Below are 12055 nucleotides of genomic sequence, written 5' to 3' on the forward strand. Positions count from 1 at the left end.
CACTTGAAGAACCCGATTATGCTGTTGATTAAAAACCTGATTTACTGGCTGATTTTATCCGTCAGCCTGATTTTACTGTTCCCGTTTATGCTTTTGGGCGCGCTGGTTCCCGACGGCGCGCACCGAATGGCGCGGCTTTGGGTATCGATTCTGAACTGGTCGCTCAAACACATCATCGGCCTGAAATACAACCTGATTGGCGCGGAAAACATTCCTAACACCCCATCGATTATCTGTTCCAAGCACCAAAGCGGCTGGGAAACTTTGGCCTTGCAGGAAATTTTTCCGCCGCAGGTTTATGTCGCCAAACGCGAGCTGTTCAAAATCCCCTTTTTCGGCTGGGGCTTGCGGCTGGTGAAAACCATCGGCATCGACCGCAGCAACCGTCGCGAAGCCAACGAGCAACTGATGAAACAGGGCTTGGCGCGCAAAAACGAAGGCTATTGGATCGCCATTTTCCCTGAAGGCACGCGCCTGCCGCCCGGCACGCACGGCAAATACAAAACCGGCGGCGCGCGCATGGCGAAAATGTTCGGGATGGACATCGTCCCCGTCGCGCTCAACAGCGGCGAATTCTGGCCGAAAGATTCGTTTATGAAATACCCGGGCGAAATCACCGTCGTCATCGGCAAACCGATTAAGCACGACAGCGGCAGCGAAACCGAACTGATGGCCGAGTGCGAACGCTGGATTGAAGCGCGTCAGACCGAAATCACCGGCCACGGCCCGTTCGCACCGGAAAAGGCCGTCTGAAACATGCCGCGCTTTGCCCACACGCTTTCAGACGGCCTGGAAATCGCCATTGATTTGAAACGTAGTGCCAAGAAAAACCTGATTCTCCGCCCGATTGACAGCCGTTGCGTCAGCATCAACGTTCCGCCGTTTCTCAGCGCAGCGCGTTTGCAAAAATGGCTGTCGGAAAACGAAGCCCTGCTGCACCGAACCTTGGCCAAAACGCCTGTCCGTCCGACATCAGACCTCGCGGAAAAACCCGAATGGATTTGGTATCACGGTTTTCAGACGGCCTTGACCGACGCACCGCAAACCGCCATCACATTAAGGCCGTCTGAAATTTTAGTGCCGCAAAAAAGCTGGCCGCAGCAGCAAACCCATTTGCGCCGTTTCCTGCACGAACGCGCCGCCGAATACCTGCTGCCGCGTCTGGCGCGCCACGCCGAAGCGATGGATATGCCCCCCGCCGCCACCGCCCTGAGCAACGCCAAAACCTTTTGGGGCGTGTGCCGCCACCGCACCGGCATCCGCCTGAACTGGCGGCTCGTCGGCGCGCCGGAATTCGTCGCCGATTATGTGTGCGTCCACGAACTCTGCCACCTGCCCCACCCCGACCACAGCACGAAATTCTGGGCATTGGTCAACCGCCACACGCCGCACACCGAAGCGGCCAAAGTATGGCTGAAGGCGCACGGCAGGGAACTGTTTGTATTGGGTTGATAAAAGGCCGTCTGAAAACGAATGCAGCGGGTTGCGCTCAAATTTTCAGATGGCCCGAGACCTTTGCAAAACCCCATCTTTGGCACATTTCTTCGTTATGCGCTGCTCGAAAGCTTGCCTATCTAAATGATATGTCTGCGCTTTCTGTGCTGCTATAACTTCGAACTGTACTCAAATCCGGGGTTTTGCAAAGGTCTCGGCCCGCTATTTTTGGCGGCCCATCGCGTTATCCACCGCATTCAAGCAAAGGGCACCGCGTTTGCCGTACGGCCTGCCGCCAGTATTTGAATTTTATGCCGCCAAGCAGCCAAATAAGAAAAAGGCCGTCTGAATTTTCAGACGGCCTTTGATTAAGAGCATTATTTGTTGTCGGGATGGGATTCCATCGGGCTGGACAAAGGCAGCTCCGGCATGGTTCGCGCTTTTTCGGGAACGGAACCGGACAAGGTGTGCAGGAATGCCACGATGTTGTCCACTTCTTCCTGCGGCAAGTCTTTGCCCAATTGCGCCTGACCCATGATTTTCACCACTTTATCCAATTCCCAAACGCTGCCGTTGTGGAAATACGGATAGGTTTTGCCGACGTTGCGCAAGCCCGGCACACGGAAGAAATGTTCGTCCGCCGCATTTTTGGTCACTTCGGCACGGCCTTTGTCGCGGTTCGGGTCTTCAATGAATTTCCAGAACGGCCCCTGCACCAAGCCGAATTTTTGGAACGAATTGCCGCCCAGGTTCGCGCCGGTATGGCAGGCGATACAACCGTTGTCCATAAACGAACGCACGCCTTTGCGCTCCTGTTCGTTCAACGCATTGATGTTGCCTTTCAGATACTCGTCCCATTTGGTCGGCGTCAGCAGGGTACGCTCAAATGCGGCAATCGCGGTGGTGATGTTTTTGAAGCTAACTGCGCCGTCTTGCGGGAACGCTTTTTTAAATGCTTCCTGATATTCGGGAATTTTGGCAATCTTGGCTTCTACGGCCGCTTCGTTTTCATTGGCCATCTCCACAGGATTGAGCAGCGGACCGCCCGCCTGCTCTTCCACGTCGGCCGCACGGCCGTCCCAGAACTGCATGTCCAAAGTGGCCGCGTTCAAAGCGGTCGGCGAGTTGCGGCCGCCGAAGCTGCCTTTATGTCCCTGGCTGGTCGGCATGTTGTCCACACCGGCGGAGGCCAGGTTGTGGCAGGAGTTGCAGCTCACGGTATTGCCTTTCGACAAACGCGGTTCGTACCACAATGACTGGCCGAGTTCTACCTGTTCCGCCGTAAAAGGACGCAGCTTCTGCATTTCTTCAGGAGTCGGCAATGGTTTGAAAATGCCCTGCGCGCGTTGCAGCAGGTCTTTGTCTTCCTGCGACGCACCGCTGTTGTCATACGCGGCTTGCGACGAAGCCGGGGCGGCAGCCGGATCAGAAGCTGCCGGCGCACCGGCCTGTTCGGCCGGTTTGCCGTCGCAAGCAGCCAATGCCGCCAATACAGCAAGGGAAAGGGTGATTTTGCTGAAAGTTTGGTATTTCATGGCGTATTCCTTTATTTAGGAAGGGAATCACTGCTTAGCCGCAGCAGTCAAGCCCTTGGGTTGGGTTTGAACATCCGATGCTACTTTACTGCTTGGTTTTATTGCTTTATTTGTTCAGTAAGTATAATCAGACCCGGCAATACGCTTCTTGCGGTAAGTCAATATTGCCAAACGCATAGCCAAATGCAATTTACCCGATAGCTGAAATTTTATTTTTCATTTGTACCGCCACCGCACATTCATCGGCAAAACAGGGCGAATCACTTGCACCCGACAGCCGATTGTTTTAAAGTTAGGCGCAAATCTTACTAGGGAAACACCGATGAAAATAACTGTAATGGGCGCCGGCTCTTGGGGTACTGCGCTGGCTCTGCATTTTGCCCGCCACGGCAACGACGTCGCCTTGTGGGCGCGCAATCCCCAACATATCCAAGCCCTTCAAAACGACCGCGAAAACAAACACGCCCTGCCCGGTTTCGCTTTTCCGGAAAGCCTGACCGCCCATGCCGATTTGGCCGATGCATTGAAAGATTCCGAACTGGTGCTGATCGTCACCTCGGTGGCAGGCCTGCGCAGCAGTGCAGAATTGTTGAAGGCCAACGGCGCGGCAGACATTCCCGTTTTGGCCGCCTGCAAAGGCTTCGAGCAAGACACCGGCCTGCTGACCTTCCAAGTGCTGAAAGAAGTATTGCCCGACAACAAAACCGTCGGCGTATTGTCCGGCCCGAGTTTCGCACAAGAACTGGCGCAACAATTACCCTGTGCCGTGGTCTTGGCCTCAGAAAACAAGGTATGGATTGAATCGCTGGTCGAAAAGCTCAACAACAACGTGATGCGCCTGTACGGCAGTACCGATGTCATCGGCGTTGCCGTCGGCGGTGCCGTTAAAAACGTCATGGCCATCGCCACCGGCCTTTCAGACGGCCTCGAATACGGTCTGAACGCACGCGCTGCCTTAGTCACCCGCGGTTTGGCCGAAATTACCCGCCTGGCCGTCGCCATGGGCGCGCAACCCAAAACCATGATGGGTTTGGCCGGTATCGGCGACCTGATTCTGACCTGTACCGGCGCATTGTCACGCAACCGACGCGTCGGTTTGGGCTTGGCCGAAGGCAAAGAACTACACCAAGTACTCAAAGAAATCGGTCACGTCTCCGAAGGCGTCAGTACCATCGAAGAAGTGTTCAACACCGCCTGCCGATACCAAATCGACATGCCGATTACCCAAACCCTGCTGCAACTCATCCGCAAAGAAATGACACCGCAGCAGGTGGTCGAACGCCTGATGGAACGCAGTGCACGTTTCGAATAAGAAAATTTCAAGGCCGTCTGAAACATTTCAGACGGCCTGAGACCTTTGATTGACAGCCGCCAAGCATATCACTATGCTTATCCCCGTTACCTTTCTTTACGAATGATTCCCCATGAACCAAGCCCTGAACCAATTGGAAATCAACGTTTACCAACTGACCCAAAAATTTGAAACCCTGATTGGTGAAAACCGCCGTTTGCACGAAGAAATCAACCGCCTCAAGCTTGAGCATGAACAGCAAAAGCGCGAACACGAAACCGCCGTCGACGAATTAAGTGAAGCCCTTCTGGTGCAAGTAGGCAAGCTGAAAGAAGATTTGCAGGCAAAAATCGACAGCCTCACCGTCGAAAAACAGCAATACCGCAGCGCATTAGAACAAAGTGCTGCACAAATCCGGCATCTTTTGAGCCGCCTGCCGCAAGAAGAACCTTCACATTAAGGACAAAACATGAGTATCGAACAAGTCAACCTCGACATCATGAATGTCAACCTGACCATCAACACACCGAGCGAAGAAAAAGACACCCTGATTCAAGCCGTTGAAATGCTGAATAAAAAAAGCCAAGCCATTAAAGAGAACGGACGCATTGTCGGCACCGACAAAATTGTGGTAATGGCGGCATTGAACGTGGTGCACGACTTACTCAAAGTCAGTCTCAAAGATGATTTGGCAATCGGCGAATTTCAGCGTAAAATAACCGACATGAACAATGCCTGCGAAAAGGCATTGTCCCGCTTAGATCACAATTGATTTCCTTTTCCCTGCAGTGTACGCGAAGGCATATATTCCTTTGAACCAATAAGTTCGCTCAGGTTGCCGGGAGCAGTAGTGGGCGCGATTGTCTTTCATACAGACGAACCCGAAACTACCCGAGGCGACCACCTTGTCAGACAAGGTTCAAGCGGATTCAGCCGAAACGGCATGTGCGGGGATTCCCACAAAAAAGCCATATTCTTTGCAATATGGCTTTTCCCTTTCCAAAATCCGAATCGCGTAAAAACAACAAAACCCCATCGGGAAATCTTTTATTTCCGCTTTATGAAAACAATTACTTTCAGACGGCCTCAACACGATTGACAAAAGATGTTACCGACTTTAAAATCCATAACTTTCTATATCTATCTGGATTTCCACTATGAAAACCTTTTCAGCAAAACCGCATGAGGTGAAGCGCGAATGGTTCGTCATCGATGCCCAAGACAAAGTTCTGGGCCGCGTTGCCGCCGAAGTCGCACATCGTCTGCGCGGCAAACACAAACCTGAATACACCCCTCACATCGACACCGGCGACTACATTATCGTCATCAATGCAGATAAACTGCGTGTGACCGGTGCCAAATTCGAAGGCAAAAAATACTATCGCCACTCAGGCTTCCCGGGCGGCATTTACGAACGTTCATTCCGCCAAATGCAGGAAAAATTCCCTGGCCGCGCATTGGAGCAAGCCGTTAAAGGCATGTTACCGAAAGGTCCTTTAGGCTACGCCATGATCAAAAAACTGAAAGTGTATGCCGGTGAAGAACACGCCCATGCTGCACAACAACCTAAAGTTTTAGAATTGAAATAAGGACACGACATGAACGGTAAATACTATTACGGCACAGGCCGCCGCAAAAGTTCAGTGGCTCGTGTATTCCTGACCAAAGGTAGCGGTCAAATCACCGTTAACGGTCGCCCTGTTGACGAATTCTTCGCCCGTGAAACCAGCCGCATGGTGGTTCGCCAACCATTGGTTCTGACTGAGAATGCAGAATCATTTGACATTAAAGTCAATGTTACCGGTGGTGGTGAAACCGGCCAATCAGGTGCGATCCGCCACGGCATTACCCGTGCATTGATTGACTTTGATGCTGCTTTGAAACCCGCACTGTCACAAGCCGGCTTTGTAACACGTGATGCCCGCGAAGTAGAACGTAAGAAACCGGGTTTGCGCAAAGCACGCCGCGCCAAACAATTCTCAAAACGTTAATCTGTTTTCAGAAAACTTATATCAAAAAGCCCGCACTTATCTGCCGGGCTTTTTTGTTCCCTTATACACCGATAAATATTACCCACACTGGAGTTTTGCTAATCTTCATTCACTAATGAAAATTCTACTTCTCAAAATATCTTAATTTTTTGAAAAAATATGCAATAAAAAAAGACTTCCCCAGCTTGCCTCGGTATGATGAAACCATCCGTTTATATGAAAGCGGACACTGCATATCAATAAGGAAAGAATGAAAGGAAATCATTTATGGGCTGGTTAAGCACTATTATCGTAGGTTTTATCGTCGGCGTATTGGCTAAATTACTGCATCCGGGCAACGATAAATTAGGTTTTATCATGACCACCCTTTTGGGCATTGCCGGCGCAGCATTGGCAGGTTTTGTAGGTGAAGCTTTAGGTTGGTATGCCGTAGGAGAAGCTGCCGGTTGGATTGCTTCCACCGTTTTTGCAATTATTATTTTGGCAGTTTACACACGCGTAATAAGAAAACGTTAATTTTACCTACCTAATAACAGGCCTTCATGGCCTGTTTCTGTTTTGGATTCACACATGCAAATAAAATATGCTCATATTTTGTCCTATCTAAAATCATTTTTACAAGCATTACTCATTTTCACAGTAATCTCTTTTTCAATAGATTGGTTGCGCAAACCCAGCCAGCCTTCAACGTTAAGCAGCCAAGCATTAACTACGCTCACCCAAGATAAAGTAAGACTTACTCAGTTTAGTCAAGACCGTATCGGCATTGTTTACTTCTGGGGAACATGGTGCGGCATCTGTAAATATACGTCACCTACCATTGAAAAGCTTCATCAAAATCACATTCCGGTTATCAGCATAGCTTTAACTTCCGGAAATAATACTTCCTTACAAACCTATCTCACAAATCGCGACTTTACTTTTCCGACCGTCAATGATTCAGACGGCCTGATTTCAAATCATTGGGACATCAGCGTTACCCCTACCATCGTTTTAATAAAAAACGGTCGAATGATTCATTCAACTACAGGCATCAGCAGCTATTGGGGAATACGCCTGCGCATGTTTGCAATGAATCTTCTTTATTAAAATTTTCAGGTCTCAACTCCTGATTTTCTTTAAACATAAAACAGTTTGCCACAGCCAAATGGTATTACATGCCAAGCAAGAGTATTTTTAAAATAAACAAACCATCTTAACATCCCAGGCATCATGATTCTGTTGAGATTATTCACAAAATATACTAATATAACATCAAAGAAAACGTTAAAAATCCTATTATTATTACCATCAAAATAAATCCAGCATCAAATCACTGCTGAATCAGGTATTATTTCGTTTCAATATAAATCTATGCGACGTCAATTAAAAACAATTGACCGCTTTTTATTTATCGTCCAACGCTTCCATGATTTAAAAATTTTTAAGATTACAACGGAGAACCTCTGATGCCTAACCAATCGAAACACGCGTCGATCAATATTGCCTTGATTCAGGCACGGGAAGCCTTGATGACACAATTCCGCCCCATCTTGAACCAAGCTAATGTAACCGATCAACAATGGCGTATTATCCGTCTGCTGGCTGAAAACGGCACATTAGACTTTCAAGATTTAGCCAATAAAGCCTGTATCCTGCGTCCGAGCCTGACCGGCATTCTGACCCGTTTGGAAAAAGCCGGTTTGGCTGTCCGCCTGAAACCTTCCAACGATCAGCGCCGCGTATATTTAAAACTAACCCAAGAAGGTGAAAAGCTTTATCAAACCATCGGTGCACAAGTTGATGACCGCTATGATGCCATTGAAGCCGTTTTCACCAAGGAAAAACTGGACGAACTCCAACAATTACTGGCGGAATTGTCTGGAATCGAACAGGCCTTAAAGTAAAAGTTATCATAGAATGGCTGCCCAAACACACACACTCAAGCAACCGTTTCGTGATGCTATGGCTTCTGCTGCCGCAGGGGTACACGTCATTACGACAGACGGCATTTCCGGACGCTACGGTATCACCATGACCGCCGTAACCGCCGTGACGGATGAACCACCCACTGTCATGCTGTGCATTAACCGCGAGGCCGGTATTATCCCAATTTTGCTGAAAAACCGGGATTTATGCATCAATACGCTTTCAGACGGCCAGCAAGACATTGCCGAACATTTCGCAGGCATGACCAGCCTTTCTCCGGAAGAGCGTTTTGAATATCATATTTGGCATCGTGGTCAAACCGGCCAACTCCAAGTAGAAGGCGCATTGGCTCATTTACATGGGCGTATCATTGAGCAGCATGAAATTGGGACGCACTATATTTTTTACGTCCGACTCAACGAAATCAAAATAGCCGACCTAACCTCTCCGGCGCTATTATATTTCCGCAGACAATTCAAATCATTGGCATAAACAAAAGGCCGTCTGAAAAATTTCAGGCGGCCTTTTGTTTAGTTTTAGTGACGGCGTGCATCCAAAAGATACAGTGTCTCACCCGATGTAGACGGCCCTGCTGATTTTTCATTACGGAAACGCTTGCCTAACAATATCACTCTGCCCTCTTCATTTAACAGCTCCAAATGGCGCGAATTAAAACGATAACTGCGTACATTACCTAATTCTTGAGGCAACCGCCGCTCTGCCACATTTTCCTCACACCGATTATCTGCACGCATTTGGTTAAACATCAATGCATAATTCTCACCAATACTATAGCGGCCTGATACCTTAGCGCACTCGGAGATTACACTAAAGCCGTCATCACTATTATTAACAGTAAAAACTGCGTTAGGATCATTCGGCGAAAAACCACCGACATCATTCAAACGCCAAGCACCATAAATATTAGGCGCCTCATCCATCGGATTCGTCACTGGAACCACCACCGGAAAACAGGCTGATAAAAACAACGGAAAAAGGAATACAATTTTCTTCATCTTTGATTCTTTCTGAACAGTTTGAAATTACGCAGCCCCATAATGATGAATTTTTATTTATGCCAACACTATAAATGACTATTAAAAAAACACCCGAATTTTATGCTTATCGGATGTTAAAAACGATAAATGTACATTGTGTAAAAAGCTCAACTTGCCGAAGCATCTCGTCAGCTATACAATTGTGAACATTTATCAGAATTCCCGGATACACACATGAAAGCAATGATTCTGGCTGCCGGACGAGGAGAGCGTATGCGCCCGTTAACCGACACCCGTCCCAAGCCATTATTAAAAGTCGGCAAAGAGCCTCTTATCGGCTGGCATCTACGCCGTCTGAAACAAGCAGGTATCACAGAAATTGTCATTAACTATGCATGGCTGGGCAAACAAATCGAACAAACTTTAGGCACCGGGTCACAATACGGTGTCAATATCGCTTACTCACCAGAATTATCCGGAGGCTTGGAAACCGCAGGCGGCATAGCAACTGCCCTGTCTTTATTGGGCAATGAACCTTTTTTAGTCATTAACGGAGATGTACTGACCGACATCGATTTTCAGACGGCCTTTCCTGCCGCAAACTTATTAAGCCAAACCAATCAACTGGCACATCTATGGTTAGTTACCAATCCTCCGCACAACCCGAATGGCGATTTTGGCCTACTTTCAGACGGCAGGATTGTAGCCACCCCTGATAGAGGCGAAAGCTTGACCTTCAGCGGCATCGGGGTTTACCACCCTGATTTATTTAAAAATACGCCCGCCCATCAAGCCGCCAAACTCGCACCGCTTTTGCGTACCGCAATGGACAGTGGTCAAGTCAGCGGCCTACACCATATCGGACTTTGGCTGGATGTCGGCACTATTGAACGCTTGAAGGAAGCGAATCGATTGGCGGAAAGCTGGGGATAAATATCAAGACCATAAAGAATCAATATAATTTAGGCCGTCTGAAAAAATTTTCAGACGGCCTAAATGTAGGAAATCGTTGGATTGCTTACACTTTCCATGCAAAACAGCTTTTATTTTTCCCGAACGATTGTCTTAGGATTTTTGAATATTATCCATAACCATACGGCTTTGCCGTGCCTTTCGGCATTTTTGATGGCACTCAAAAATCCCAAAATGGATTTTCAAGTAAAAAAGAAAAGTGTAAACAACGCTGGGATTTCTTACACGAGTGGGAATCGAGAATTTTAACTTTCTGTAATTTTCAACCTGCATAGAGATACAGCGGACTTTTATAGCTAATAGACCCGAACTTATAAAATATTGTCGTTTAAAATAGAAATAAGGCAAGGCAACAGCGACCGTCGTGTACACACCTATACATAAGGGAGCTGGTAACGCCGTGTTATTTTTATTTGAAACGACTATATTATCAACATAACTCAATACCCTACATAACCCTTTGAAATACAGAATTTAAATCCCACCAACAAAAAAGCCTGCTGTAAAGCAGGCTTTTAATTATTCATTCCAATTAGTGATCAGATGAATTTTGGCGACGCAAGATAGCCGGAATTTCAAAGTCATCCAAAACCGATTGATTACCGAAATCAGCAGCGGTCAGATTCATGCCGCGCGTACCTCGGCCTGAGCGTACCAACCCGTCAATGTTGTGTGTCTGCTGAGATTGTTGCGGGGCAAATTCTTGATGATCGCGACCACCTAAGCTTTGTTGCACACGGGAAGAAGTGCGCACCGGAGGCATATAATGACCATGTTCTTGCAAACCGGTAGCAATGATGGTGACGCGGATGGCATCTTCACTCATATTTTCATCTTCTGCCGTACCGAATTTACATTCCGCATCAGGATGGGCATTGCTGTTCACGACTTTCATGATTTCGCCGTATTCCGACATTTTCAGGCAGCCGGGGGCAGTAGTCACATTTACCAGTACACCGCGTGCACCATCCAAAGTCACACCGTCAAGCAACGGGCTGGAGATGGCTTGCTCGGTTGCCAAGCGTGCACGGTCAATACCTTGGGCAAAACCTGAACCCATCATGGCCATACCTTTGATACCCATGACGTTTTTCACGTCGGCAAAGTCGACATTGATGAAGCCCGGATTGGTTACGACTTCGGAAATACCGGCTACTGCGTTGCGCAATACATCATCTGCAGCGCGGAATGCCTCGCGCATGGTGGCATCTTCACCCAATACGGTAAACAGTTTGTCGTTAGGAATCACAATCAGTGAATCCACTTGGCCTTTCAATTGCTCCAAGCCGGTTTGTGCAATATGACCGCGTTTGTTACCCTCGAAATTGCTGGGACGGGTTACGACAGCCACAGTCAAAATACCCATTTCTTTAGCGATTTCCGCCACAACCGGTGCGGCACCCGTACCGGTACCGCCTCCCATACCGGTGGTAATGAACAACATATTCGCACCGCGGATGGCATCTTCAATCGCTTCGCGTTCCTCCTGGGCAGCAGCACGCCCGATTTCAGGATTGGCGCCCGCACCCAGACCACGGGTCAGGTTGGTTCCTAACTGGATGCGTTTGGCAGCATTATTTTTACCCAAAGATTGGGCATCAGTATTGGCACTGATGAATTCGACACCATGAATAGTGTTTTCAATCATATTGTTGATGGCATTGCAACCGCCACCGCCCAAACCGATGACTTTAATGACCGCAGGGCTTGCGGCTGATTCCGCTACATCGTAAACAAATTCCATTCAAATACTCCTCGCGCCCTGCTGTGAGGACGGTTAAAAATAAACTCTTGCTGCGTATTATATAAGAAGTAAGCGATGACTTGCAAAATACTTCTGATGCGCCACCGTTACAAATAAATTATATCCGCATTTTTTAACAAAAAACATACAGTTCGCTTTTATCCGAATTGAGTCATCATTCA

Annotated in this window: 15 protein-coding genes and 1 other RNA gene; 13 read left to right on the forward strand and 3 right to left on the reverse strand. The window is 48.2% G+C overall.

Annotated features, from left to right (window positions below):
* Positions 1 to 18: 18 nt before the first annotated feature.
* On the forward strand, positions 19 to 753 hold the full coding sequence (locus tag ACM67E_RS10385; RefSeq protein ID WP_416191365.1) for a lysophospholipid acyltransferase family protein: 735 nt from the start codon (positions 19 to 21) through the stop codon (positions 751 to 753).
* Between the two features lie 3 nt (positions 754 to 756).
* Positions 757 to 1452 (forward strand): M48 family metallopeptidase, encoded by a 696-nt coding sequence (locus ACM67E_RS10390; protein WP_416191366.1) that lies wholly within the window; start codon positions 757 to 759, stop codon positions 1450 to 1452.
* Between the two features lie 359 nt (positions 1453 to 1811).
* Here ACM67E_RS10390 and ACM67E_RS10395 read toward each other — a convergent pair whose 3' ends face one another.
* A complete protein-coding gene (locus ACM67E_RS10395) occupies positions 1812 to 2969 on the reverse strand; it encodes a cytochrome-c peroxidase (RefSeq protein ID WP_416191367.1) in 1158 nt (385 codons plus the stop codon).
* A 322-nt stretch (positions 2970 to 3291) separates the two neighbouring features.
* Between ACM67E_RS10395 and ACM67E_RS10400 the strand changes: the two genes are divergently transcribed.
* The 10 genes from ACM67E_RS10400 to hpaC all read left to right on the forward strand — a co-directional run bounded on the left by ACM67E_RS10400 (position 3292) and on the right by hpaC (position 8651).
* Positions 3292 to 4281 (forward strand): NAD(P)H-dependent glycerol-3-phosphate dehydrogenase, encoded by a 990-nt coding sequence (locus tag ACM67E_RS10400; RefSeq protein WP_416191368.1) that lies wholly within the window; start codon positions 3292 to 3294, stop codon positions 4279 to 4281.
* 112 nt (positions 4282 to 4393) lie between these two features.
* The gene (locus tag ACM67E_RS10405) at positions 4394 to 4720 is read left to right on the forward strand and encodes a hypothetical protein (RefSeq protein ID WP_416191369.1); all 327 of its coding nucleotides are present in this window, start codon (positions 4394 to 4396) and stop codon (positions 4718 to 4720) included.
* 9 nt (positions 4721 to 4729) lie between these two features.
* Complete coding sequence (locus ACM67E_RS10410) at positions 4730 to 5032, forward strand: cell division protein ZapA (RefSeq protein WP_416191370.1); 303 nt, start codon at positions 4730 to 4732, stop codon at positions 5030 to 5032.
* A gap of 5 nt (positions 5033 to 5037) precedes the next feature.
* Positions 5038 to 5218, forward strand: a non-coding RNA gene (ssrS, locus tag ACM67E_RS10415) — 6S RNA.
* 199 nt (positions 5219 to 5417) lie between these two features.
* The gene (rplM, locus tag ACM67E_RS10420) at positions 5418 to 5849 is read left to right on the forward strand and encodes a 50S ribosomal protein L13 (RefSeq protein ID WP_416191371.1); all 432 of its coding nucleotides are present in this window, start codon (positions 5418 to 5420) and stop codon (positions 5847 to 5849) included.
* 9 nt (positions 5850 to 5858) lie between these two features.
* A complete protein-coding gene (gene rpsI, locus ACM67E_RS10425; RefSeq protein ID WP_416191372.1) occupies positions 5859 to 6251 on the forward strand; it encodes a 30S ribosomal protein S9 in 393 nt (130 codons plus the stop codon).
* Positions 6252 to 6518: 267 nt separating this feature from the next.
* Complete coding sequence (locus ACM67E_RS10430; RefSeq protein ID WP_416191373.1) at positions 6519 to 6767, forward strand: GlsB/YeaQ/YmgE family stress response membrane protein; 249 nt, start codon at positions 6519 to 6521, stop codon at positions 6765 to 6767.
* 54 nt (positions 6768 to 6821) lie between these two features.
* Complete coding sequence (locus ACM67E_RS10435; RefSeq protein ID WP_416191374.1) at positions 6822 to 7340, forward strand: protein disulfide oxidoreductase; 519 nt, start codon at positions 6822 to 6824, stop codon at positions 7338 to 7340.
* A gap of 359 nt (positions 7341 to 7699) precedes the next feature.
* A complete protein-coding gene (gene hpaR / locus ACM67E_RS10440) occupies positions 7700 to 8137 on the forward strand; it encodes a homoprotocatechuate degradation operon regulator HpaR (protein ID WP_416191375.1) in 438 nt (145 codons plus the stop codon).
* Between the two features lie 13 nt (positions 8138 to 8150).
* Positions 8151 to 8651 (forward strand): 4-hydroxyphenylacetate 3-monooxygenase, reductase component, encoded by a 501-nt coding sequence (hpaC, locus tag ACM67E_RS10445; protein ID WP_416191376.1) that lies wholly within the window; start codon positions 8151 to 8153, stop codon positions 8649 to 8651.
* Positions 8652 to 8695: 44 nt separating this feature from the next.
* Here the strand turns inward: hpaC and ACM67E_RS10450 are convergent, their stop codons facing one another.
* A complete protein-coding gene (locus ACM67E_RS10450; protein WP_416191377.1) occupies positions 8696 to 9175 on the reverse strand; it encodes an META domain-containing protein in 480 nt (159 codons plus the stop codon).
* Between the two features lie 216 nt (positions 9176 to 9391).
* Here ACM67E_RS10450 and murU point away from each other — a divergent pair, with 216 nt between their 5' ends.
* Positions 9392 to 10090 carry an N-acetylmuramate alpha-1-phosphate uridylyltransferase MurU gene (gene murU / locus ACM67E_RS10455; RefSeq protein ID WP_416191378.1) on the forward strand — a complete coding sequence of 233 codons (699 nt, stop codon included), beginning with the start codon at positions 9392 to 9394 and terminating at the stop codon, positions 10088 to 10090.
* A gap of 571 nt (positions 10091 to 10661) precedes the next feature.
* Here murU and ftsZ read toward each other — a convergent pair.
* Entirely contained in the window at positions 10662 to 11873 is a 1212-nt protein-coding gene (gene ftsZ / locus ACM67E_RS10460) for a cell division protein FtsZ (protein WP_416191379.1), read from the reverse strand.
* Positions 11874 to 12055 lie beyond the last annotated feature (182 nt).

Source organism: Neisseria sp. CCUG12390, from assembly GCF_047837985.1.
In the GTDB taxonomy this organism is placed as follows: Bacteria; Pseudomonadota; Gammaproteobacteria; order Burkholderiales; family Neisseriaceae; genus Neisseria.

What these genes read in the sequence shown, in the direction of transcription:
- ACM67E_RS10385 (WP_416191365.1), top strand. Translation starts at nt 19, where the DNA reads ATGCTGTTGATTAAAAACCTGATTTACTGGCTGATTTTATCCGTCAGC.
- ACM67E_RS10390 (WP_416191366.1), top strand. Translation starts at nt 757, where the DNA reads ATGCCGCGCTTTGCCCACACGCTTTCAGACGGCCTGGAAATCGCCATT.
- ACM67E_RS10395 (WP_416191367.1), bottom strand. Translation starts at nt 2,969, where the DNA reads ATGAAATACCAAACTTTCAGCAAAATCACCCTTTCCCTTGCTGTATTG.
- ACM67E_RS10400 (WP_416191368.1), top strand. Translation starts at nt 3,292, where the DNA reads ATGAAAATAACTGTAATGGGCGCCGGCTCTTGGGGTACTGCGCTGGCT.
- ACM67E_RS10405 (WP_416191369.1), top strand. Translation starts at nt 4,394, where the DNA reads ATGAACCAAGCCCTGAACCAATTGGAAATCAACGTTTACCAACTGACC.
- ACM67E_RS10410 (WP_416191370.1), top strand. Translation starts at nt 4,730, where the DNA reads ATGAGTATCGAACAAGTCAACCTCGACATCATGAATGTCAACCTGACC.
- rplM (WP_416191371.1), top strand. Translation starts at nt 5,418, where the DNA reads ATGAAAACCTTTTCAGCAAAACCGCATGAGGTGAAGCGCGAATGGTTC.
- rpsI (WP_416191372.1), top strand. Translation starts at nt 5,859, where the DNA reads ATGAACGGTAAATACTATTACGGCACAGGCCGCCGCAAAAGTTCAGTG.
- ACM67E_RS10430 (WP_416191373.1), top strand. Translation starts at nt 6,519, where the DNA reads ATGGGCTGGTTAAGCACTATTATCGTAGGTTTTATCGTCGGCGTATTG.
- ACM67E_RS10435 (WP_416191374.1), top strand. Translation starts at nt 6,822, where the DNA reads ATGCAAATAAAATATGCTCATATTTTGTCCTATCTAAAATCATTTTTA.
- hpaR (WP_416191375.1), top strand. Translation starts at nt 7,700, where the DNA reads ATGCCTAACCAATCGAAACACGCGTCGATCAATATTGCCTTGATTCAG.
- hpaC (WP_416191376.1), top strand. Translation starts at nt 8,151, where the DNA reads ATGGCTGCCCAAACACACACACTCAAGCAACCGTTTCGTGATGCTATG.
- ACM67E_RS10450 (WP_416191377.1), bottom strand. Translation starts at nt 9,175, where the DNA reads ATGAAGAAAATTGTATTCCTTTTTCCGTTGTTTTTATCAGCCTGTTTT.
- murU (WP_416191378.1), top strand. Translation starts at nt 9,392, where the DNA reads ATGAAAGCAATGATTCTGGCTGCCGGACGAGGAGAGCGTATGCGCCCG.
- ftsZ (WP_416191379.1), bottom strand. Translation starts at nt 11,873, where the DNA reads ATGGAATTTGTTTACGATGTAGCGGAATCAGCCGCAAGCCCTGCGGTC.